Source organism: Serratia sp. PL7, from assembly GCF_945957435.1.
In genome coordinates, this window is sequence record NZ_CAMFLB010000001.1 from 22,833 (window position 1) to 42,999 (window position 20,167).

21 protein-coding genes and 1 pseudogene are annotated in these 20,167 nt (G+C 58.0%); 12 read left to right on the top strand and 10 right to left on the bottom strand.

Features of this window, described 5'->3' with window-relative positions:
* Positions 1–59 precede the first annotated feature (59 nt).
* Positions 60–2,321 carry a TonB-dependent receptor domain-containing protein gene (locus tag N6G83_RS00120; protein WP_089196141.1) on the top strand — a complete coding sequence of 754 codons (2,262 nt, stop codon included), beginning with the start codon at positions 60–62 and terminating at the stop codon, positions 2,319–2,321.
* Positions 2,322–2,553: 232 nt separating this feature from the next.
* On the opposite strand, the pseudogene N6G83_RS00125 reads toward N6G83_RS00120, so the two are convergent.
* The 6 genes and pseudogenes from N6G83_RS00125 to amiA form a co-directional block, all read right to left on the bottom strand.
* Positions 2,554–2,964, bottom strand: a pseudogene (locus N6G83_RS00125) (hypothetical protein).
* A gap of 252 nt (positions 2,965–3,216) precedes the next feature.
* Complete coding sequence (locus N6G83_RS00130; RefSeq protein WP_072271551.1) at positions 3,217–3,513, bottom strand: colicin Z C-terminal domain-related protein; 297 nt, start codon at positions 3,511–3,513, stop codon at positions 3,217–3,219.
* Positions 3,514–3,577: 64 nt separating this feature from the next.
* Positions 3,578–3,781 (bottom strand): hypothetical protein, encoded by a 204-nt coding sequence (locus N6G83_RS00135; protein WP_072271550.1) that lies wholly within the window; start codon positions 3,779–3,781, stop codon positions 3,578–3,580.
* A gap of 359 nt (positions 3,782–4,140) precedes the next feature.
* On the bottom strand, positions 4,141–4,596 hold the full coding sequence (locus N6G83_RS00140) for a YaiI/YqxD family protein (protein ID WP_025303794.1): 456 nt from the start codon (positions 4,594–4,596) through the stop codon (positions 4,141–4,143).
* Positions 4,596–5,516 (bottom strand): oxygen-dependent coproporphyrinogen oxidase, encoded by a 921-nt coding sequence (hemF, locus tag N6G83_RS00145; RefSeq protein ID WP_107227559.1) that lies wholly within the window; start codon positions 5,514–5,516, stop codon positions 4,596–4,598. The genes N6G83_RS00140 and hemF overlap by 1 nt, the downstream gene beginning before the upstream one ends.
* A gap of 65 nt (positions 5,517–5,581) precedes the next feature.
* On the bottom strand, positions 5,582–6,463 hold the full coding sequence (gene amiA, locus N6G83_RS00150; RefSeq protein WP_016926775.1) for an N-acetylmuramoyl-L-alanine amidase AmiA: 882 nt from the start codon (positions 6,461–6,463) through the stop codon (positions 5,582–5,584).
* Between the two features lie 204 nt (positions 6,464–6,667).
* Here amiA and N6G83_RS00155 point away from each other — a divergent pair, with 204 nt between their 5' ends.
* Positions 6,668–7,093, top strand: coding sequence for a GNAT family acetyltransferase (locus N6G83_RS00155; RefSeq protein ID WP_004936504.1), 426 nt, complete (start codon positions 6,668–6,670; stop codon positions 7,091–7,093).
* Between the two features lie 42 nt (positions 7,094–7,135).
* Here N6G83_RS00155 and N6G83_RS00160 read toward each other — a convergent pair whose 3' ends face one another.
* A complete protein-coding gene (locus N6G83_RS00160) occupies positions 7,136–7,534 on the bottom strand; it encodes a YgiW/YdeI family stress tolerance OB fold protein (protein ID WP_025303791.1) in 399 nt (132 codons plus the stop codon).
* A 175-nt stretch (positions 7,535–7,709) separates the two neighbouring features.
* Here N6G83_RS00160 and N6G83_RS00165 point away from each other — a divergent pair, with 175 nt between their 5' ends.
* The 10 genes from N6G83_RS00165 to N6G83_RS00210 all read left to right on the top strand — a co-directional run bounded on the left by N6G83_RS00165 (position 7,710) and on the right by N6G83_RS00210 (position 17,245).
* Positions 7,710–8,174 (top strand): DUF2919 domain-containing protein, encoded by a 465-nt coding sequence (locus N6G83_RS00165; RefSeq protein WP_049294916.1) that lies wholly within the window; start codon positions 7,710–7,712, stop codon positions 8,172–8,174.
* Positions 8,175–8,330: 156 nt separating this feature from the next.
* Entirely contained in the window at positions 8,331–8,918 is a 588-nt protein-coding gene (locus N6G83_RS00170; protein ID WP_004936494.1) for an RpoE-regulated lipoprotein, read from the top strand.
* Positions 8,919–9,100: 182 nt separating this feature from the next.
* Positions 9,101–10,000, top strand: coding sequence for a Dyp-type peroxidase (locus tag N6G83_RS00175; RefSeq protein WP_004936493.1), 900 nt, complete (start codon positions 9,101–9,103; stop codon positions 9,998–10,000).
* 201 nt (positions 10,001–10,201) lie between these two features.
* A complete protein-coding gene (locus N6G83_RS00180; protein WP_049205389.1) occupies positions 10,202–11,224 on the top strand; it encodes a sulfate ABC transporter substrate-binding protein in 1,023 nt (340 codons plus the stop codon).
* Positions 11,225–12,064 carry a sulfate/thiosulfate ABC transporter permease CysT gene (cysT, locus tag N6G83_RS00185; protein WP_025303788.1) on the top strand — a complete coding sequence of 280 codons (840 nt, stop codon included), beginning with the start codon at positions 11,225–11,227 and terminating at the stop codon, positions 12,062–12,064.
* Positions 12,064–12,939 (top strand): sulfate/thiosulfate ABC transporter permease CysW, encoded by an 876-nt coding sequence (gene cysW / locus N6G83_RS00190; protein WP_025303787.1) that lies wholly within the window; start codon positions 12,064–12,066, stop codon positions 12,937–12,939. The genes cysT and cysW overlap by 1 nt, the downstream gene beginning before the upstream one ends.
* A complete protein-coding gene (gene cysA, locus N6G83_RS00195; RefSeq protein WP_025303786.1) occupies positions 12,929–14,017 on the top strand; it encodes a sulfate/thiosulfate ABC transporter ATP-binding protein CysA in 1,089 nt (362 codons plus the stop codon). The genes cysW and cysA overlap by 11 nt, the downstream gene beginning before the upstream one ends.
* Positions 14,018–14,098: 81 nt before the next feature.
* Complete coding sequence (gene cysM, locus N6G83_RS00200) at positions 14,099–14,980, top strand: cysteine synthase CysM (RefSeq protein ID WP_025303785.1); 882 nt, start codon at positions 14,099–14,101, stop codon at positions 14,978–14,980.
* Positions 14,981–15,232: 252 nt separating this feature from the next.
* Positions 15,233–15,913, top strand: a complete 681-nt coding sequence (locus N6G83_RS00205) for a response regulator transcription factor (RefSeq protein WP_025303784.1) — start codon at positions 15,233–15,235, stop codon at positions 15,911–15,913.
* A gap of 6 nt (positions 15,914–15,919) precedes the next feature.
* Entirely contained in the window at positions 15,920–17,245 is a 1,326-nt protein-coding gene (locus tag N6G83_RS00210; RefSeq protein WP_025303783.1) for an ATP-binding protein, read from the top strand.
* Between the two features lie 75 nt (positions 17,246–17,320).
* Here the strand turns inward: N6G83_RS00210 and crr are convergent, their stop codons facing one another.
* The 3 genes from crr to ptsH are packed head-to-tail and all read right to left on the bottom strand — an operon-like array spanning position 17,321 to position 19,911.
* Positions 17,321–17,830, bottom strand: coding sequence for a PTS glucose transporter subunit IIA (crr, locus tag N6G83_RS00215; protein ID WP_004936467.1), 510 nt, complete (start codon positions 17,828–17,830; stop codon positions 17,321–17,323).
* A 49-nt stretch (positions 17,831–17,879) separates the two neighbouring features.
* Positions 17,880–19,607: a phosphoenolpyruvate-protein phosphotransferase PtsI gene (ptsI, locus tag N6G83_RS00220; protein WP_025303782.1), complete on the bottom strand. Its 1,728-nt coding sequence runs from the start codon at positions 19,605–19,607 to the stop codon at positions 17,880–17,882.
* 46 nt (positions 19,608–19,653) lie between these two features.
* The gene (gene ptsH / locus N6G83_RS00225) at positions 19,654–19,911 is read right to left on the bottom strand and encodes a phosphocarrier protein Hpr (RefSeq protein WP_004936458.1); all 258 of its coding nucleotides are present in this window, start codon (positions 19,909–19,911) and stop codon (positions 19,654–19,656) included.
* Positions 19,912–20,167: the final 256 nt, after the last annotated feature.

Sequence of the window (20,167 nt, forward strand, 5' to 3'; positions counted from 1 at the left end):
GCGGGCTTTTTGCTGGGCATTGTCGGCCATCAAACCTTATTGGCTATTTCTGGGGATATATGAAAATCAAAATGATAGCGAGCCTGATCGGGGCGGGACTGGCGCTGTACGGGTCGGCTGCGGCCGCGCAGGAACAGGCGGAAAATAATAAAGGCAGCGTGGCGTTCAGCCCGCTCAACGTCTCGGCCGCCGACAGCGGCAAAAGCAGCGAAAAAGAGGCGTTGGCCCGGCCGGGCGCGTTCAGCTCGCGCGACGAAAACAAGAATCTGGAGTCGGTGGACAGCATTCTGCGCAGCATGCCGGGCACCTATACCCAGATCGATCCCAGTCAGGGGGCCGTCAGCGTCAATATTCGCGGCCTGAGCGGTTTCGGCCGGGTCAATACCATGGTCGACGGCATTACCCAGAACTATTACGGTACTTCCACGTCTGGTGTGATGTCACATGGTTCGACCAATAACCAGGCGGGGGTCTTGATAGATCCCAATTTTATCGTCGGAGTGGACGTGGCGCGCGGTGAGAACAGTGGCGGCAGCGGCGTAAATGCGTTGGCAGGCAGTGCTAACTTCCGCACAATCGGTGTCGATGATGTGATCTTTTCTGGCAATCCTTTCGGGGTGAGAACCAAATTCTCGGTCGGCAGCAACGGCATTGGCCGCAGCGGCATGATCGCCGTCGCCGGTAAGGGGCAGGCGTTTACCGATACCGGCAGCATTGGCGCGATGGCCGCGGTCAGTGGGAGCTCCATTTACTCGAACTTCAACAATGGCGACGGTATCAGCAGCGAAGATTTTGGGTACGATGAATTTATGAAGCAAAATCCCAAGTCACAGCTGTTCAAACTGGATATCAAACCGAACGAGTTCAATAGCATTGAGTTTTCCGCCAGAAACTACCAAAACCGCTTTTCTCGGCGCGATATCGATAGCCATGACCTCTACCTCAAATATCACTATGCGCCGTTTTCGGAGCTGGTGGATTTAAACCTCACCGTCAGCACCAGTAAAGGCAATCAAAAATACGACGGCGGTTCGCTGTTCACCTTCTTTAACACCAACGCGGAAAACCGCTCCGATGCGCTGGATATCAATAACACCAGCCGATTCAGCCTGCTGGATACCGATGTAGCCTTCAGCTATGGCGGCAAACTGATGCGCAACCAATACCGCAAGCATGTAGAATCGGCTATAGAGAATTCGCAGACGGCGCAGGAAGCAATAGAAAATAATACCTTTGCGCCATCCGGCGAGCAGCGAATCGGCAGTTTATATACCGGCCTGCAGCTTAACCGGGATATCTATCAGCTCGATCTCAACCTGAACTACACCAGCAACAAGCTGACCGGTTACAAGCCTGAATGCGATTATCGCGTGGAGTGCTTCCCGCAAGGGGCCGCTAGCATCAATTTGAAAGAGCAAGGGTTCAATCCTTCGGTAATGCTATCGGCACAGGTGACGCCGTGGTTGCAGCCATTCGTCAGCTACAGCAAGTCGATGCGTGCGCCGAACATTCAAGAAGTGTTCTATTCCAACTCGGGTGGCGCATCGATGAACCCGTTCCTCAAAGGTGAACGAGCGGAAACCTGGCAGGCCGGCTTCAACGCCAACGGACACGATCTGCTGGTGAAGGAAGACTCTTTACGCCTCAAGGTCGTGGGCTATACCAGTAAAGTGCGCAATTACATCTTCAGTGAATCTTACATGGTGTGCCGCAATGGACGGAAATGCAGCTATCGCGAAAATCTGGAAAACGATTGGGCCGATGCGAGCGAAGATTACTCGGACAATATGTATATCTACGTCAACTCTCTGACGCCGGTGCGTATGCATGGTGTTGAGGTTGAAGCCAACTATGATGCCGGCCGAGCCTTCGCGCGCGTCTCTTTCAGCAAACAGCACACCGAGCAGCCGACCTCCATCGCTAGCACCTATTTCGGCGCCGGGGATATCAATGAACTGCCGGACATGTACTTTACGTTGGATACCGGGGTGCGTTTTCTTGATGAATCGCTAACCGTCGGCAGCATCGTGAAATATACGGGCAAGACGCGTCGCCTGTCGCCGGATTATGAGCAGAGTGAATCGACCGGTGAAATCCTCAAGCAGGAAATGCCGAATATTCCTACCGTTATCGACCTGTACAGCACTTATCAGATCAACCGCAACGTCATGCTGAAATTCAGCGTGCAAAACGTGATGAACAAGAGCTATTCCGAGGCGTTGAACAAACTGAATATGTTGCCGATCCAAGGGGATGACGCGACGGCCGCCAACACTGCCCGTGGACGCACCTATATCTTCGGCGGGGAGGTGCGCTTCTAAACCGCAGCGGAGAAGGGTGCAGTCATGAACTGCACCCCATAAGTTGGACGATGTGAGAGTCGTAATGGGGCCTTCGAACCTCAACTGGTGAAGAAGTACCAGATCACGCAGTCCGACGAGGTTGAGCAGAAGATTATTCGTCTCTTATGCTGAAGGTTAGGGCGTTGCTCGGAATGCCGCGCACGGTGGCGCGCGCAAAGTAGGCTGGCAGGTGGCGCTGGTGGACCAGCGGCTACAGCATGCGCCCAGAAGAATACTGGCCGGAGTTGGTCGCCGACAGGATGTTGGTCAGGATCACGAAGTTGAAGATATCGGCGGCGTAAGGCACGCCGATGTGTTCAAATACCTGCACGAAGACTGTAGAACAGCATCAGGCGGATCATCGTGGTGCGGCTCGCCAGCGCACGACTTTTTCCGGATTCTCGGTTTCACAGGCGACGATGCCGATCAGCTCCGTGCCGGAGAAGGCGAAGTTCACCGCCATCATGGTCATCAGGATAGGCAGCGTGCCGATGGTGGAAATGATGTGGCCGGTGTTGAAAAACAGTCCGATACTGATCATGTCGCCCAGCGACAGCATCGCCAGGTGCCGGGCCTTCATGCTGCGTTTGAATTGTTCAGCAGCGGGTGCCGATGGTTGCATAATAATCTAACCATATAGGCACCTAAATATCTGAATGGCTATTGGTTATACCCGCAATGCTTTTTCAATGGAATGCATAGCCGGCGGTGCTGATGCTGGCGGAGCTAGGCGTACAAGTCGATGCGAACACCGCAGACTACCTGCGGATCACACCATCAGTGAAATGAATACGTATGTAAAAATAAGTTATAAAATTAATTATAATAAAAACCCATCGGGGATTATAGAGCCCCGATGGGTTTCATTAATAAATTAAAATTGTTTTGGCAAACCAGAGTCAACCCTGAGCATTTGCCCTAAAGAGAAACTCTTTGCTTGAACCATATCTGTTCCTGTTCCATAGCATGTAATCGTCGCACTTCCTGGTGGGCCTAAAATCTCAGTGATTCTAGGACCCAACTTAGCCCATTTAACACGAATAACACAGGCCGAGGGGGCATTGGAAACCGTATCAAAGTTTACATTATATGTGATTTCGCCAGTGTGGCCACCTAGTTTCATCCAAGGCCCCCAAAACATTGGTGGTGCCCAGATAACGATTGAGCTCATAAATTCTCCTGTTTGACTTTTATCGATAGAATATAATTTTATGATTTAAAAAATGTTATTTATTTCAATGGTTATGTTCTTCTTTCCAGTTGTCCTCATTTGATATTTCTATAATCTCAATATTTAATCCTTCTACAGCGGATGAAAAATAGCTTAGGGCTTGTTCTTTAGTTGCGATAACTTCTGAAACGCAACTGATGTCACTACCATTATTGTTTTTTAGGATAAACATAAAATAGTGTTTAGAAACCAATGTTTCATTGTTCATATAAACCTCTTATTTCCGAAATAGAACTGTAAAAGAAACTTCATTCAATGGCTGTGTATATAAACATGGTTATTTACACAGTGATTTGACTCTATCGGTTGGGCTTTGATGTGTCAATTGTTGAGAGCTATTCTCATTTGTGTGGTTGAGGAGACAAAACTTTCGGGTAATAAAGTGTCCTGATGGTGAGTCGTGGGCGTTACTGTGGGATGTAGGGAAAGAAGGCGAAATGGACCATTGCTATTTGAACGATGCGGTAACCTCATCCTTTGCCGTGAAATATGTTACGTTGGATTGCGTAGTATAAAGATTGAGGCGCAGTAAGTTTTAAAGTAAAGCGCCTATTCTTGGGGAGACTCTCACTGCGCCCGTTTCGCCTGCAGTAGCCATTTGTCCAGCTCGTTGGCGAACTGCTGGCGGTCGCGCTGGTTCAGGGCGTTCGGGCCGCCGGTCTGAATGCCGCTGGCGCGCAGGGTATCCATAAAATCGCGCATGTTGAGGCGCTCGCGAATGGTGTCCGGCGTATAGCGTTCGCCGCGCGGGTTCAGCGCCACCGCGCCTTTCTCTATCACCTCCGCCGCCAGCGGAATGTCGGCGGTGATCACCAGATCGCCCGCTTCGCAGCGGCGCACGATCTCGTTGTCGGCCACGTCGAAGCCGGCCGCCACCTGCAGCGAACGGATGTACTTCGACGGCGGCGTGCGCAGCGGTTGGTTCGCCACCAGCGTCACGGTGATGGCGGTACGATCGGCGGCGCGGAACAGTACCTCTTTGATTACGTTCGGACAGGCGTCTGCATCGACCCAAACCTGCATCATTTCGCCTCCTGCAGCCAGTCGCGCACCGGCAGGAAATCGCGCGCCAGCGCCGCTTCCGGGCTGTCGCCTTCCGGCTGGTAGTTATACTCCCAACGCACCAGCGGCGGCATCGACATCAGAATGGACTCAGTGCGCCCGCCGGTTTGCAGCCCGAACAGCGTGCCGCGATCCCACACCAGGTTGAACTCCACGTAGCGGCCGCGGCGGTACAGCTGGAACTGGCGCTCGCGCTCGCCCCAGGTCAAGGCCTTACGTTTTTCGACGATCGGCAGGTAGGCGTCGAGGAAGCCCTGGCCCACCGCGCGGGTGAAGGCGAAGCAGTGGTCGAAGTCCGGGGTGTTCAGATCGTCGTAGAACAGGCCGCCGATGCCGCGTGCTTCGTTGCGGTGCTTGATGAAGAAGTAATCGTCGCACCACTGTTTATATTTCGGGTAGACCTCGTCGCCGAACGGCGCGCACAGATCGGCCGCGGTGCGGTGCCAGTGCACGGCATCCTCTTCGAAGCCGTAGAACGGCGTCAGATCAAAGCCGCCGCCGAACCACCACACCGGCGCTTCGCCCGGTTTTTCGGCGATGAAGAAACGCACGTTGGCGTGGCTGGTGGGCACGTAAGGGCTGAGCGGATGGATAACCAACGAGACGCCCATCGCCTGGAAGCTGCGCCCGGCCAGTTCCGGACGGTGCGCGGTCGCCGAGGCCGGCAGGGTGGCGCCGGAGACGTGCGAGAAGTTAACCCCCGCCTGTTCGAACACCGCGCCGTTGGTCAGCACGCGGCTGCGGCCACCGCCGCCTTCTTCACGCGTCCATTGGTCTTCGGTGAACACGGCGCCGCCGTCGGCCTGGGCGAGCTGCGCGCAGATATGATCCTGCAGCGCCAGCAGGAAGGATTTTACTTCAGCGATGTTAGGTAAACTCATGCGGGGTCTTTATAGCGTCTGGCTGAACAAGGCGCTGAGTATACTCTTATTCGCCGCCCGCGGCATCAGCGGGGTTTGCGCTGGTGGGCGTCGAAGTAGTCGAAGAAGTTGACGATGCCGTCCGCGATGGCGCGGGCGATTTTCTCGCGAAACGCGGTGGTGCCCAGCAGCCGCTCTTCGTTCGGGTTGGTGATGAACGAGGTTTCCACCAGCACCGAGGGAATGGACGGGGATTTCAACACCGCGAACGCCGCCTGTTCGGTGCTGTCGCTGTGCAGATGGTGCACCGGGCGAATTTGGCCGAGCACGTGGCGGCCGAGCGTCAGGCTGTTGTTGATGGTGTCGGTTTGCACCAGATCGAACAGCACCTGCTGCAGGTAGTTGTCCTGATCCTTGTACTTGCCGCCCGCCACGTCGTCGGCGGCGTTTTCACGGTTGGACAGGTAGCGCGCCATGGCGCTGCTGGCGCCGCGGTTGGAGAGGGCGAACACCGAAGCGCCGGAGGCCGACGGGCTGGTAAAACCGTCGGCGTGAATCGAAATGAACAGATCGGCCTGGTGCTGGTGGGCGATCTCCACCCGCTGGAACAGCGGAATGAACTCGTCTTCTTCGCGCGTCAGGCGCGCCTCGACGTGGTCATGCTCATGCAGAAAACGGCGCACGTGGTTGGCGATTTCCAGCACGATGTGTTTTTCCTGCGAACCTTCGTGGCCGACCGCGCCCGAGTCAATGCCGCCGTGGCCGGGATCGATCATCACCCGCTTTTTGCCGCCGGCCGGTTTCGCCGCCGGTTTGCTGTGCTGATTGCGCAGCAGGCCTTCCGCCTTGGCGCTGTGGCTTTTCACGCCGAACAGCGCGACCGCCAGGCCGGAAAGCAAAAGTTGGCGTCGCGTCGGGGAAACGGCAAGCGGCTTAAAATTGAGGAATTGTTTACCCTGCTTTTTCATTACGCAACGCTCCATCGACGTTTCTATTTTGCGACGTTATATCGTATTGATAATCATTAATCGACCCGATAACTATTTCCATTTATTACGCCTGTTACCGGCGATTTCCGGGTAAATAGCGCGGTAAATCGCAGTTTGATATTGCGTAAGTGAATAATCACGCGATAATCAGATAAACACCTTAATTAACAGCGGCCAACATCGATGGAAATTCGCGTATTTCGACAAGACGACTTTGAAGAAGTCATTACCCTGTGGGAGCGCTGCGATCTGCTGCGGCCCTGGAACGATCCGGAAATGGACATCGAGCGCAAGCTGAACCACGATCCTGAGCTGTTCCTGGTGGCGGAAGTCGGCGGCGAAGTGGTCGGTTCGGTGATGGGCGGCTATGACGGCCACCGCGGCTCGGCGTATTACCTCGGGGTGCATCCCGACTATCGCGGACGCGGCATCGCCAATGCGTTGATCAATCGTCTGGAGAAGAAGCTGATCGCCCGTGGCTGCCCGAAGATCCAGATTATGGTGCGCGAAGACAACGACACGGTGGTCGAGATGTACGAGAAGCTCGGCTACGAGATCCAGGGCATCACCAGCCTGGGCAAGCGGCTGATCGAAGATCAGGAATATTGATCGCGCGTCGGGCGGCGGTGTTGCACCGCCCGACGCAGTGCATTACGGCAGCTTTTTGACGGTTTTCACGTCCACTTCGAGGCTGTTCCAGTCTTTATCCACTTTGCCTTCCAACTGCACCTTGTCTTTCGGCGTAACGGTTTGGCCGTTCCAGCGTTTGCGATCGATATCGACCGTCAGGGTGCCGGTGGCGTCGCGGAAAGTATAGGTTTCGTCGCCGATGCGCTGCTCGATGTTGCCCTGCAGCATCACCCAGGTGTCGTCGCTCAGCGATTTCACCTTGTCCACGGTGGTCAGCGCTGCGCTGGGGCCGGCGAAACCACCTTGTGCGGTGGTTTGCGTTTGGGCCTGCGGCGCGGCCGGATCGAGGAACCCGCCTTGTTGCGCCAGTACCGGTGCGCTGCACAGCGCGATCAGAGCGGCCAGAGTCAGTTTTTTCATGTTGCGCTTCCTTATTGTTATCGAAAATCACATCCCGCTGATATCGGGTTGCTTGCTTAGTGATAAGCATTAAAACACGCCGATCTTAAGAGCTTCTTAAGCCGACATATTGAAATTCCCATCGCCGGCGCCCATCTGTAGCCATAGTCTTTATTCTGTTGGCAAGGAACGATCGTTGAAGCCATTCTCACCCCGGTTTTCCCCGGACGATTACGACCAGCACGGCGCGCTGCGACTGCCGCTGGGATTTTGGGCCGTGCTGATTCTGCAGGCGCGCACCTGGCTGCTGTTCGTGATGGCCGGCGTTTCGCGTGAACAGGGCGAAAGCTTGCTGGCGCTGTTTTATCCGGATACCCAACGTTTTTGGTACGGCATGTTGCTCGGCTTGCCGGCAGCGCTGGCGTTTTTGCTGAGCGGCCGTCGCCATCAATGGCCGCGGCTGTGGCGCGGCTGGCGCTGGGGGCTGGTTATCTCCGTGCTGGCGTCGCTCTGCGGCGCGTTGTTCAGCCTGTGGCGCCAGGACGGCGATGCGCCGGGGCTGGAACTGACGCTGGCGCTGCTCGATGCGCTCGCGCTGAGCTATCTGCTGTTGAATGCGCGTCTGAAAGCCTGTTTCGCGCCGGTGGAGCACGCCGACTAATTGCCGAGAAGTGCGGCACTTTTCGCATTTTCCGCACTCCAAGCTGGCAACCGTTGGCGTAGTGCGGGCCGTTGTGAGAGGCTGGCACGCAGCAAAACGCCGAGTGCGGCAGGGGCGGGTTACCGCCCCGTGCCATTGATGTTTAAGGAGCTAGAGATGAATATTCGCCCCCTGCTGTTAGGGCTTCCGCTGTTATTGACCGGCTGTTCGAGCATGTCCAATTTCTCCTGGTCCAGTCTGTCGCCGTTCAACTGGTTCGGCAGCAGCCTGGAGGTCGGCGCCAAGGGCGTCGGCAAGCTCAACGCCGGCACGCCGATGTCGGAAAGCGCCATCAACGACGGGCTGGACGGCAACTACCGTCTGCGCGGCGGCATGGCGACCAACAACGGCCAGATCGTCTCTTACTACCAGGCGCTGTCCGGCGACGAGGTGAAGCTGGTGATCACCGGCGAACCGAAGGGGCGCCTGCAGCGGGTGGACGTGCTGGATCCGAAAGTGGCGACGGAGTGGGGCAACAAGCTCGGCACGCCGTTCGGCGACATGTACAGCAAGGCGTTCGGCTCCTGTAAACCGGGCAGCGGCGAAGACGCCGGTAAAGTGGAGTGCGTGGCGGAGCAGAGCAAGTACGTCACCTACATCTTCAGCGGCAAGTGGGCCGGGGCGCAGGATATCATTCCGCCGGACGACACCCTGAAAAGTTGGACGGTCAGCAAAATCATCTGGCACGCCAAGCCGCAGCAGTAATGCGTTCAACGGGCGCCGGTTCACGGCGCCTGCCTTTTCAAGCCATTACCCCTATTTTCTTTGCGCTGCTGCAAGGCAATCGCCCGTGCTTGCGGTATGATAGCGCGCGTTTGTAACAGGGAACCCGCGCGTCAACCGCCATACCTTACCTGTTGCCGGATTCTGGTATCGAGGATAACAACATGACACAGGTTCAGAGCGGCATTTTGCTGGAGCACTGCCGTTTCGCCATTTTTATGGAAGCCAGCGTACAGGGCGAATTCGCCGACTTGCGCCAGGGCTGCAAGCAGTTTTGTCAGACGCTGAGCGAGCTGCAGCAGCAGTTCCCCGATGCGCGCCTTGGCGCGGTGATCGCTTTCGGCTACGACGTTTGGCACGATCTCTCCAGCGGCCAGGGGGCGAAAGAGCTGAAGCCGTTCACGCCGCTCGGCAAAGGGCTGGCGCCGGCCACCCAACGCGATATGCTGATCCACATCCAGTCGCTGCGTCACGACGTCAACTTCACGCTGGCGCAGGCCGCGCTGGCGGCGTTCGGCAACGTCATCAAGATTGAAGAGGAAACCCACGGTTTCCGTTGGGTGGAAGAGCGCGATCTGAGCGGCTTCATCGACGGCACCGAAAACCCGCAGGGCGATCAGCGCCCGGCAGTGGCGACGATCGCCGAAGGCGAAGAGGACGCAGGCGGCAGCTACGTGCTGGTGCAACGTTACGAGCACAACCTGCGCCAGTGGCAGCGCTTTACCACCGAGCAGCAGGAGCAGATCATCGGCCGCACCAAGCACGACAGCGAAGAACTGCCTGCGGATCAGCGCCCGGATACCTCCCATGTCAGCCGCGTCGATCTGAAAGAGAATGGCAAGGGCCTGAAAATTCTGCGCCAGAGCTTGCCTTACGGCACCGCTAGCGGCAAGCACGGCCTGTTCTTCATTGCCTATTGCGCGCGCCTGCACAATATCGAGCAGCAGCTGCTAAGCATGTTCGGCGATCTGGACGGCAAACGCGACGCGATGCTGCGTTTCAGCCGTGCGGTCACCGGCAGCTACTACTTTGCGCCATCGCTGACGCGCCTGTTGTCACTTTGACGCCGTTGCCGAAGCCGGTGCACCTGGCTTCGGCCCGTTTTTCCGTCCCGAAAACGCCTCGCATTCCCTGCCTTATAGCGTTTGATGCTTGTAAATCACCAAACGGTATATAAAAGCGTTACAGCTCCGCACCGAGTTATAAATACACTGGTCGTCAATAAGGCGAAAGCCTGAAGGAATGACTCAGTGATAAGGTGCAGAATGAAACAAAACCGGGTTAAAAATCTCGTGCTGAAAGGTTGGCTGGCGGCTGCGCTGTTGGCGAGCGGCGCCGCGTCGGCGGCGGAATTGCTGAACAGCTCTTATGACGTTTCCCGTGAATTGTTCGTCGCGCTGAATCCCGGCTTTGAACAGCAGTGGAATCAACAGCATCCGAACGACAAGCTGACCATCAAACAATCGCACGCCGGCTCGTCGAAGCAGGCGCTGGCGATCCTGCAGGGCCTGCGTGCTGACGTGGTGACTTACAACCAGGTCACCGACGTACAGATCCTGCACGATCGCGGGCAGCTGATCCCGGCGGACTGGCAGTCGCGCCTGCCGAACAACAGCTCGCCGTTCTATTCCACCATGGCGTTTCTGGTGCGCAAGGACAACCCGAAGGGCATCCACACCTGGAACGATCTGGTGCGTGACGACGTGAAACTGGTGTTCCCGAACCCGAAAACCTCCGGCAACGGCCGTTACACCTATCTGGCCGCCTGGGGCGCCGCCAGCCAGGCCGACGGCAATGATGCGGCCAAGACCCGTGCCTTCATGACCCGTTTCCTGAAGAACGTGCTGGTGTTCGATACCGGCGGCCGCGGCGCGACCACCACCTTCGTCGAGCGCGGTTTGGGCGACGTGCTGATCAGCTTCGAGTCCGAAGTGAACAACATCCGCAAGCAATACGGTGAAGACAAGTACGAAGTGATCGTGCCGCCGGTCGATATTCTGGCGGAGTTCCCGGTGGCCTGGGTCGACAAAAACGTCGAGCGCAACGGCACCGAACAGGCGGCCAAAGCCTATCTGAACTATCTCTACAGCCCGGCGGCGCAGCAGGTGATCACCAGCTTCTACTACCGCGTGTATGACCAGAAAGCGATGGCGGCGGCCAAGGGGCAATTCCCGGACACCCAACTGTTCCGGGTGGAAGATCAATTTGGCGGCTGGCCGCAGGTGATGAAAACCCATTTCGCCACCGGCGGCGAGCTGGATCAGCTGTTAGCGGCAGGGCGCAAGTAAATGTTGGCGTTGTCGTCCAGTAAGCGGGTGCTGCCCGGATTTGGCCTCAGCCTCGGCAGCAGCCTGTTTTATACCTGTTTGATCCTGCTGCTGCCGCTCAGTGCGTTGGTGATGCAGCTGGCGCAGATGAGCCTGGCGCAATATTGGGAAGTGATAGCCAACCCGCAGGTGGTGGCGGCGTATAAAGTGACGCTGCTGGCGGCCGGCGTTGCCAGCCTGTTCAATGCGGTGTTCGGCATGCTGATGGCCTGGATCCTGACGCGCTACCGTTTTCCCGGCCGTTCGCTGCTGGATGGCCTGATCGATCTGCCGTTCGCGCTGCCGACGGCGGTGGCCGGCCTGACGCTGGCGGGGCTGTTTTCTACCACCGGCTGGTACGGTCAGTGGCTGGCGCACTTCGACATCAAGGTTACCTTTACCTGGCTCGGGATCGCGGTAGCGATGGCGTTCACCAGCCTGCCGTTTGTGGTGCGCACCGTGCAGCCGGTGCTGGAAGAGCTGGGGCCGGAATACGAAGAGGCGGCCGAGACGCTGGGCGCCACGCGCTGGCAGAGTTTTCGCCGCGTGGTGCTGCCCGAGGTGGCGCCGGCACTGCTGGCCGGCACCGCCATCTCCTTTACCCGTAGCCTGGGCGAGTTCGGCGCGGTGATTTTCATCGCCGGCAACATCGCCTGGAAGACGGAAGTGACCTCGCTGATGATTTTTGTGCGTTTGCAGGAGTTCGATTACCCGGCGGCCAGCGCCATCGCCTCGGTGATCCTGGCGGCGTCGCTGCTGCTGCTGTTCAGCATTAACGTATTGCAAAGCCGCTTCGGCAGACGTTTGGGAGGAGGGCACTGATGGCTGATGTTTCCGCCTTCAACGGCGCCGAGCGCCCACGCGTTAACTGGGGCAAGTGGACGCTGATCGCCATCGGAACGCTGTTCTCGGTGCTGCTGCTGGTGGTGCCGATGATGTCGATTTTCGCCGAGGCCTTTTCCAAAGGATTCGGCGCGATGTGGAGCAACTTGCTCGATCCGGACATGCTGCACGCCATTTGGCTGACGGTCTTGATCGCGCTGATTACCGTGCCGTTTAACCTGGTGTTCGGCACGTTGCTGGCGTGGCTGGTGACGCGTTTCACCTTCCCCGGCCGCCAGCTGCTGCTGACGCTGATCGATATCCCGTTCGCCGTTTCACCGGTGGTGGCGGGGCTGATTTACCTGCTGTTTTACGGCAGCAACGGCCTGCTGGGCGGCTGGCTGGATGCGCATAACATCCAGATCATGTTCTCCTGGCCGGGCATGGTGTTGGTGACTATTTTCGTCACCTGTCCCTTCGTGGTGCGCGAGCTGGTGCCGATGATGCTCAGCCAGGGCAGCCAGGAAGACGAGGCCGCCATTCTGCTGGGGGCGTCCGGCTGGCAGATGTTCCGCCGCGTGACGCTGCCCAATATTCGCTGGGCGCTGCTGTATGGCGTGGTGCTGACCAACGCACGCGCCATCGGCGAGTTCGGCGCGGTGTCGGTGGTGTCCGGTTCGATTCGCGGAGAAACCTACAGTCTGCCGCTGCAGGTCGAGCTGTTGCAGCAGGATTACAACACCGTCGGTTCCTTTACCGCTGCCGCGCTGTTGACCCTGATGGCGATCGTTACCCTATTTTTGAAGAGTGCGCTGCAGTGGCGTCTGGAACGTCAAAACGCGCGTCTCGAGCGGGAGGAAAATCATGAGCATTGAGATTAACGGCATCAACAAGTACTTCGGTCGCACCAAGGTATTGAACGATATCTCGCTCGATATTGCTTCCGGCGAGATGGTGGCGCTGCTCGGGCCGTCCGGTTCCGGCAAGACCACGCTGCTGCGCATCATCGCCGGGCTGGAAAGCCAGAGCGGCGGCAAGCTGGGCTTCCACGGCACCGACGTCAGCCACATGCATGCACGCGACAGGCGCGTGGGTTTCGTGTTTCAGCACTATGCGCTGTTCCGCCACATGACGGTGTTCGACAACATCGCCTTCGGCCTGACCGTGCTGCCACGCCGCGAGCGGCCGAACGCCGCGGCGATCAAACAGAAAGTCACTCAGTTGCTGGACATGGTGCAGCTTGGCCATTTGGCCAATCGCTACCCGTCGCAGCTGTCCGGCGGCCAGAAACAGCGCGTGGCGCTGGCGCGCGCCCTGGCGGTGGAACCGCAAATTCTGCTGCTGGACGAGCCGTTTGGCGCGCTGGATGCGCAGGTGCGTAAAGAGCTGCGTCGCTGGCTGCGCCAACTGCACGAAGAGCTGAAGTTCACCAGCGTATTCGTCACCCACGATCAGGAAGAGGCGATGGAAGTGGCCGACCGCATCGTGGTGATGAGCCAGGGTAATATCGAACAGGTTGGCTCGCCGGAGGAGATTATGCGCGAGCCGGCCAGCCGCTTCGTGCTGGAATTCATGGGGGAAGTGAACCGCCTGAACGGCGAAATTCGCGGCTCCCAGCTGTTCGTCGGCGCGCATCAGTGGCCGCTGTCGTTCCAGCCGATGCACCAGGGCAGCGTCGATCTGTTCCTGCGCCCGTGGGAAATGGAAGTGGCGACCGAAAGCAGCGAACGTTGCCCGCTGCCGGTTCAGGTGCTGGAAGTCAGCCCGCGCGGCCATTTCTGGCAGCTGACGGTGCAGCCGATCGGCTGGCATCAGGAACCGATAAGCATAGTGCTGCCGGAAGGCAACGCCACGCCGGTGCGCGGCGGCCGTTATTACGTCGGCAGCCTCAATGCGCGGCTGTATGCCGGCGATCAACTGCTGCAACCTGTTGCGTTAGCCAAAAGCGCCTGATAGGTTTTAACAGCCCTTTTTTTCAAGGCAACCCCAGGGTTGCCTTTTTACTTTACGCACACCAACACACAGGCAAAGATCGTGACAACGCTCGAACAATGCATCGGGAATACCCCGCTGGTAAAACTGCAACGGCTGGCCGCCCAGGCGGGCAGCGAAGTATGGGTCAAACTGGAAGGCAATAACCCGGCGGGATCGGTGAAGGATCGCGCCGCGTTGGCGATGATCCAGCAGGCGGAGCTGCGCGGGGAGATCAAGCCCGGCGACGTGCTGATCGAGGCTACCAGCGGCAACACCGGCATTGCACTGGCGATGATCGCTGCATTGAAAGGCTATACGCTGAAGCTGCTGATGCCGGAGAACATGAGCCTGGAACGGCAGGCGGCGATGCGCGCCTACGGTGCGGAACTGATCCTGGTCAGCCGTGAGCAGGGGATGGAAGGGGCGCGCGATCTGGCGTTGGAGATGCAGCGCCAGGGGCAGGGCAAGGTGCTGGATCAGTTTAACAATCTCGACAATCCTTATGCCCACTTCACCACCACTGGCCCGGAGATCTGGCGCCAGACCGAAGGGCGCATCACGCACTTCGTTTCCAGCATGGGCACCACCGGCACCATTACCGGCGTGGGCGGTTACCTGAAGAGCCAGAATCCGCAGGTGCAGATCGTCGGCCTGCAGCCGGCGGAGGGCAGCAGCATCCCCGGCATTCGCCGTTGGTCGCCTGCTTACCTGCCGGGGATTTTCCGCCCGGAGCTGGTGGATCAGGTGTTGGATATCGAACAGGGCGATGCCGAGCAGACCATGCGCCAGTTGGCGCAGCGTGAAGGCATTTTCTGCGGCGTCAGCTCCGGCGGTGCGGTAGCCGGCGCCTTGCGCATCGCGGCGGCCCACCCTGGCAGCGTCGTGGTGGCGATCGTTTGCGATCGCGGCGACCGTTACCTCTCTACCGGCGTGTTCGACTGATCGCTCCTTCCCGGCGGTGTGTTCCGTCGGGAGAATCTTTCCCCCTTTCCTTTCGACAGACGGCAGCCCCGCTTGCGTGGTAGCTGCCGCTTGCTCGTGCGCCAATGCCATGACTGAAGTAGAGAAATTGCGCGGCAGCGGCCACAATAACGGTGGCGAGACGCAAAGAGCGATGTGTAAGGATTGAGTAAAACCGGCTGCGGGCCGGCGGAATTGGCGGGAAAATAACGAAAATCGGTGAAGGAGCAAGGCATGAAAATTTTACTGGTCGACGATGACCTGGAGCTTGGCACCATGCTGAGCGAATACCTGACCGGCGAAGGCTTCGATGCCACGCTAGTGCTGACGGGCAAGGCGGGGGTAGAGGGCGCGCTGTCGGGCGACTATACCGCGATGATCCTCGACATCATGCTGCCGGACATGAGCGGCATTGACGTGCTGCGGGACGTACGTAAAAAGAGCCGGCTGCCGATCATCATGCTGACCGCCAAAGGCGACAACATCGATCGGGTGATTGGCCTGGAGATGGGCGCTGACGATTACATGCCCAAACCGTGCTACCCGCGCGAATTGGTGGCGCGTCTGCGCGCGGTGCTGCGCCGTTTCGAAGAGCGGCCGCAAGAGGCGGACGACGAAGCCGCCATCAGCTTCGGCGAGCTGACGCTGAACCCTTCAACCCGCAGCAGCGAATGGCGCGGTAAGGCGTTTGATCTGACCGCTTCGGAATTCAATCTGTTGGAGCTGTTGCTGCGCGCGCCGGATCGCGTGGTGTCGAAGGACGAGCTGTCCGAGAAGGGGCTGGGGCGCCCGCGTGAGGCCTATGACCGCAGCGTGGACGTGCACATCAGCAATATTCGCCAGAAGCTGAGCGCGTTGGCCGGCAGTAAGCTCAGCATCGAGACGGTGCGCAGCATCGGCTATCGCATCCGGTAACCTGATATGCGCGGAAGACTGTTCTGGAAAATTTTACTCGGCTTTTGGTTGACCTTCCTCATCATGACGCAGGCGCTGTGGGTGGCGTTTTCTCTTTATGGCGATCGTTATGTGCCGCCGGAGAACGCCATGGCGCGGCGGGTCATTGGCCTGCAACTGACCTCCGCCGCCACCCAGTTGCGCAGCGGCGGTATGCCGGCGCTGGAAGCCCTGATGCGCGACTGGCCCGAGGACGACAGGCGTCTGCTGTCGGTTACGCCGATGACCCAACCGCCGCCGCCCGCGCCGGAAGAACCGGTGTTTGAAGGGCGTCGTATGCCGAAAGCGATTTCCGCCTGGGTGCAGACCGGAGAAGGGCAAGGTTACTGGCTGAGCTATGACGTGCGCGGGCTGCGGGAAGAGTATCGGCCGGAGCGGCGTTCCCACTTCTTCAACATTCCTGCGCCGATGCTGTGGGTCGGCGGGCTGGGCGGTTTGCTGTTCAGCGCCGTGCTGGCCTGGAACCTGACCCGGCCGATGCGTCAGCTGCGCGGCGGCCTGGATCGGGTGGCGCAGGGCGATCTGTCGGTGCGGCTGTTCCCGAACATGCGGCGCCGCCATGACGAGCTGTCCGACGTGGCGCGCGATTTCGACACCATGGCCGAGCGGCTGGAACTGCTGGTTAGCGCCCGCGAGCAGTTACTTCATGACGTTTCGCACGAGCTGCGTTCACCGCTGGCGCGCCTGCAGCTGGCGATTGGCCTGGCGCGGCAGAATGCCGGTAACGTCGAAGCCTCGCTCAAACGTATCGAACACGAGTCGGGGCGGCTGGACAAAATGATCGGCGAGCTGCTGGCGTTGTCGCGTACCGAACACAGTAGCCTGCCGGACGAGGAGTACTTCGATCTGTACGGCCTGGTGGATGCGGTGGTGAGCGATGCACGCTACGAGGCGCAGGTGCCCGGCGTGGATATCGTGCTGCAGGCCGAGTCGGACGTGGAGTACACCGTCAAGGGCAATGCGGAACTGATGCGGCGAGCGGTGGACAACATCGTGCGCAATGCGCTGCGCTTTTCCAGCCACGGCCAGCGGGTGACGGTGGCGCTGTCGCGCGTCGATAACCAGTTCCAGATCGCGGTCAGCGATCAGGGGCCGGGGGTCGAAGAGGCGAAGCTGTCGAGCATCTTCGATCCGTTCGTACGCGTGAAGTCGGCGCAGTCGGGCAAGGGCTACGGCCTGGGGCTGGCGATCACCCGCAAGGTGGTATTGGCGCACGGCGGCCAGGTTGAGGCGCGCAACGGCGACAGAGAGGGGCTGGTCATTACCCTGCGTATCCCGCGCTGGTCGTCATAACGTAGCGAGATTGGGATACGACGAAGGGGATAAAAAAACGGCGCCGAGGGCGCCGTTTTTCTTGCTCATCCGCGCTTACTTCTTGATGCGGATGATCGGGGTTTCGCCAACGGTCACGCTGCCGGACAGTTTGATCAGCTCTTTGATCTCGTCCATGTTGGAGATAACGACCGGCGTCAGGGTAGACTTGGCTTTCTCTTCCAGCAGTGGCAGGTTGAACTCGATAACCACGTCACCTTTCTTGACGCGCTGACCTTCTTCGGCGATGCGTTTGAAGCCTTCGCCTTTCAGTTCTACGGTATCGATGCCGAAGTGGACGAACAGCTCAATGCCGCTGTCGGATTCGATAGAGAATGCATGGTTGGTTTCGAAAATCTTACCGATGGTGCCGTCAACCGGAGCAACCATTTTGTTACCGGCCGGTTTGATGGCGATACCGTCGCCAACGATTTTTTCAGCGAACACTACGTCCGGCACATCTTCGATATTGACGATTTCGCCAGAAAGGGGAGCGACGATCTCGATAGTGCCCGTGTCTTTCTTGTCATCAGAAACCAGAGATTTCAGTTTATCGAACAAACCCATGATCTTCTCCTAAGCATTAAATTGGGCGGCGTTCCAGTGTCGTGGAAGTTTAGCAGAGCGTTTTTTCTTCGATGAATTTATTGACGCAATTCATCAGGTCTTGTGCCGTTGGCTGTGCCAAGGCCTGCGCTGCCAACGCCTTCACATCTTCGAAATTCGTGTTACGAATAATTTTCTTGATGCGCGGGATTGAAATCGCACTCATGCTGAACTCATCCAGCCCCATGCCCAATAACAACAGTGTAGCACGCTCATCGCCAGCCAGTTCGCCGCACATGCCGGTCCACTTGCCTTCTGCGTGAGATGCATCAATAACCTGTTTGATCAGGCTAAGTACTGATGGGGACATCGGGTTATAGAGATGAGAAATCAGCTCGTTGCCGCGATCTACCGCCAGAGTATACTGGGTTAGATCGTTTGTCCCAATACTAAAGAAGTCGACTTCTTTCGCCAGGTGGTGAGCGATGACCGCCGCAGCCGGTGTTTCCACCATCACGCCCACCTCGATGCTCTCGTCAAACGCCTTGCCTTCTTCGCGCAGCTGCGCCTTCAGCGTCTCGATTTCGCCTTTCAGATCGCGCACTTCTTCCACGGAGATGATCATCGGGAACATGATGCGCAGTTTGCCGAACGCCGAGGCGCGCAGGATGGCGCGCAGCTGGGCGTGAAGGATTTCACGGCGGTCCATCGCGATGCGGATGGCGCGCCAGCCGAGGAACGGGTTCTCTTCCTTCGGCAGGTTCATGTACGGCAGGTCTTTGTCGCCGCCGATGTCCATGGTGCGGACGATCACGGCCTGCGAGCCCATGGCTTCCGCCACGGCTTTATAAGCCTGGAACTGCTCGTCTTCGGTCGGCAGCGAGTCACGGTCCATGAACAGGAATTCGGTACGATACAGGCCGACGCCTTCCGCGCCGTTGCGCTCTGCACCCGCGACGTCGCGCACGGTGCCGATGTTGGCGCAGACTTCAACCTGATGGCCGTCCAGCGTAATCGCCGGCAGGTCCTTCAGCTTGGCCAGATCGTTTTTCTCGGTGATGTATTGGTTCTGGGCGGCTTTCAGCTGATCGATAACGTCAGCGGTCGGGTTAACGTAAATTTTGTTGTTAACCGCATCCAGAATCAGGTAGTCGTCGTTTTTCACCTGCTTGGTCACGTCGCTGGTACCGACGATCGCCGGCAGCTCCAGGGAGCGCGCCATGATAGAGGTGTGGGAGGTGCGGCCGCCGAGATCGGTAATGAAGCCCAGCACTTTGTCCAGGTTCAGCTGCGCGGTCTCGGACGGGGTCAGATCGGTGGCCACCAGGATCACTTCGTCCTGAATGGAGCCCAGATCGACGATCGGCATGCCCAGAATGTTTTGCAGCAGGCGTTTGCCGATGTCGCGCACGTCGGCGGCGCGTTCTTTCAGGTATTCGTCGTCCAGCTCTTCCAACGCTTTTGCCTGACCTTCGATCACGGTGTAGGCGGCGGCGTCTGCGGAGGCCAGATCGTCTTTGATTAGGGCTATGATTTCCTGCTCAAGCTCTTCGTCTTCCAGCAACATGATGTGGCCTTCGAAGATAGCTTCCTTCTCTTCGCCGAAGGTTTCGCCAGCTTTGGTCTTGATCGCTTCCAGCTGTTCGGACGCTTTTGCGCGGCCGGCCAGAAAACGCGAGACTTCCTGCTCTACTTGATCAGCAGAGATTTTTTTCCGGTTGATGACGATGTCGTCTTCTTTCAGCAAGAGAGCCTTACCAAAAGCGATGCCCGGTGATACTAAAATGCCTGAAATCATAACCCTACCTTACTCTTGACTGGTGTTAACTAAAAAGACGGGCCGATTACTCAAGCTCTGCCATCAGTTTTACCAAGTGCTCAACGGCTTTCTGCTCGTCTTCACCTTCAGCTGAGATGGTCACTACGGTCCCTTGAGTCAGCCCCAGAGTTTGCAGTTTGAACAGGCTTTTAGCGCTGGCGCTTTTGCCGTTGGAGGTCACGGTGATGTCAGACGTGAAGCCTTTGGCTTCTTTAACGAACTGAGCGGCAGGGCGAGTATGCAGACCATTCGGAGCGGTAATAGTAACTTCTTGCTGGAACATTGATGTTTCCCCAACTTATTGGATTAATGTTGTGGAGTTAAAGTTTAGCCCAGGGGCCTGACTTTAACTTGTCTGGTTATAGCGCCTGACTATGGACAGGGGCGAACGTTGATGCAACAGAAAACGACGCGTTAGGCACTTCAGATCAAAAAACTCGGCTTTAGACGTCGTTCCAATCCGCTCCCCATTATGCCCGATTCGCCGCGTCGGCGACAGATGAGTAAATCGATTCAGCCTTGACCGTGCTCGGAGAGTG

Coding starts and splice junctions, on each gene's coding strand:
- N6G83_RS00120 (WP_089196141.1), top strand. CDS start 60: ATGAAAATCAAAATGATAGCGAGCCTGATCGGGGCGGGACTGGCGCTG.
- N6G83_RS00130 (WP_072271551.1), bottom strand. CDS start 3,513: ATGAGCTCAATCGTTATCTGGGCACCACCAATGTTTTGGGGGCCTTGG.
- N6G83_RS00135 (WP_072271550.1), bottom strand. CDS start 3,781: ATGAACAATGAAACATTGGTTTCTAAACACTATTTTATGTTTATCCTA.
- N6G83_RS00140 (WP_025303794.1), bottom strand. CDS start 4,596: ATGCAGGTTTGGGTCGATGCAGACGCCTGTCCGAACGTAATCAAAGAG.
- hemF (WP_107227559.1), bottom strand. CDS start 5,516: ATGAGTTTACCTAACATCGCTGAAGTAAAATCCTTCCTGCTGGCGCTG.
- amiA (WP_016926775.1), bottom strand. CDS start 6,463: ATGAAAAAGCAGGGTAAACAATTCCTCAATTTTAAGCCGCTTGCCGTT.
- N6G83_RS00155 (WP_004936504.1), top strand. CDS start 6,668: ATGGAAATTCGCGTATTTCGACAAGACGACTTTGAAGAAGTCATTACC.
- N6G83_RS00160 (WP_025303791.1), bottom strand. CDS start 7,534: ATGAAAAAACTGACTCTGGCCGCTCTGATCGCGCTGTGCAGCGCACCG.
- N6G83_RS00170 (WP_004936494.1), top strand. CDS start 8,331: ATGAATATTCGCCCCCTGCTGTTAGGGCTTCCGCTGTTATTGACCGGC.
- N6G83_RS00175 (WP_004936493.1), top strand. CDS start 9,101: ATGACACAGGTTCAGAGCGGCATTTTGCTGGAGCACTGCCGTTTCGCC.
- N6G83_RS00180 (WP_049205389.1), top strand. CDS start 10,202: ATGAAACAAAACCGGGTTAAAAATCTCGTGCTGAAAGGTTGGCTGGCG.
- cysT (WP_025303788.1), top strand. CDS start 11,225: ATGTTGGCGTTGTCGTCCAGTAAGCGGGTGCTGCCCGGATTTGGCCTC.
- cysW (WP_025303787.1), top strand. CDS start 12,064: ATGGCTGATGTTTCCGCCTTCAACGGCGCCGAGCGCCCACGCGTTAAC.
- cysA (WP_025303786.1), top strand. CDS start 12,929: ATGAGCATTGAGATTAACGGCATCAACAAGTACTTCGGTCGCACCAAG.
- N6G83_RS00205 (WP_025303784.1), top strand. CDS start 15,233: ATGAAAATTTTACTGGTCGACGATGACCTGGAGCTTGGCACCATGCTG.
- N6G83_RS00210 (WP_025303783.1), top strand. CDS start 15,920: ATGCGCGGAAGACTGTTCTGGAAAATTTTACTCGGCTTTTGGTTGACC.
- crr (WP_004936467.1), bottom strand. CDS start 17,830: ATGGGTTTGTTCGATAAACTGAAATCTCTGGTTTCTGATGACAAGAAA.
- ptsI (WP_025303782.1), bottom strand. CDS start 19,607: ATGATTTCAGGCATTTTAGTATCACCGGGCATCGCTTTTGGTAAGGCT.
- ptsH (WP_004936458.1), bottom strand. CDS start 19,911: ATGTTCCAGCAAGAAGTTACTATTACCGCTCCGAATGGTCTGCATACT.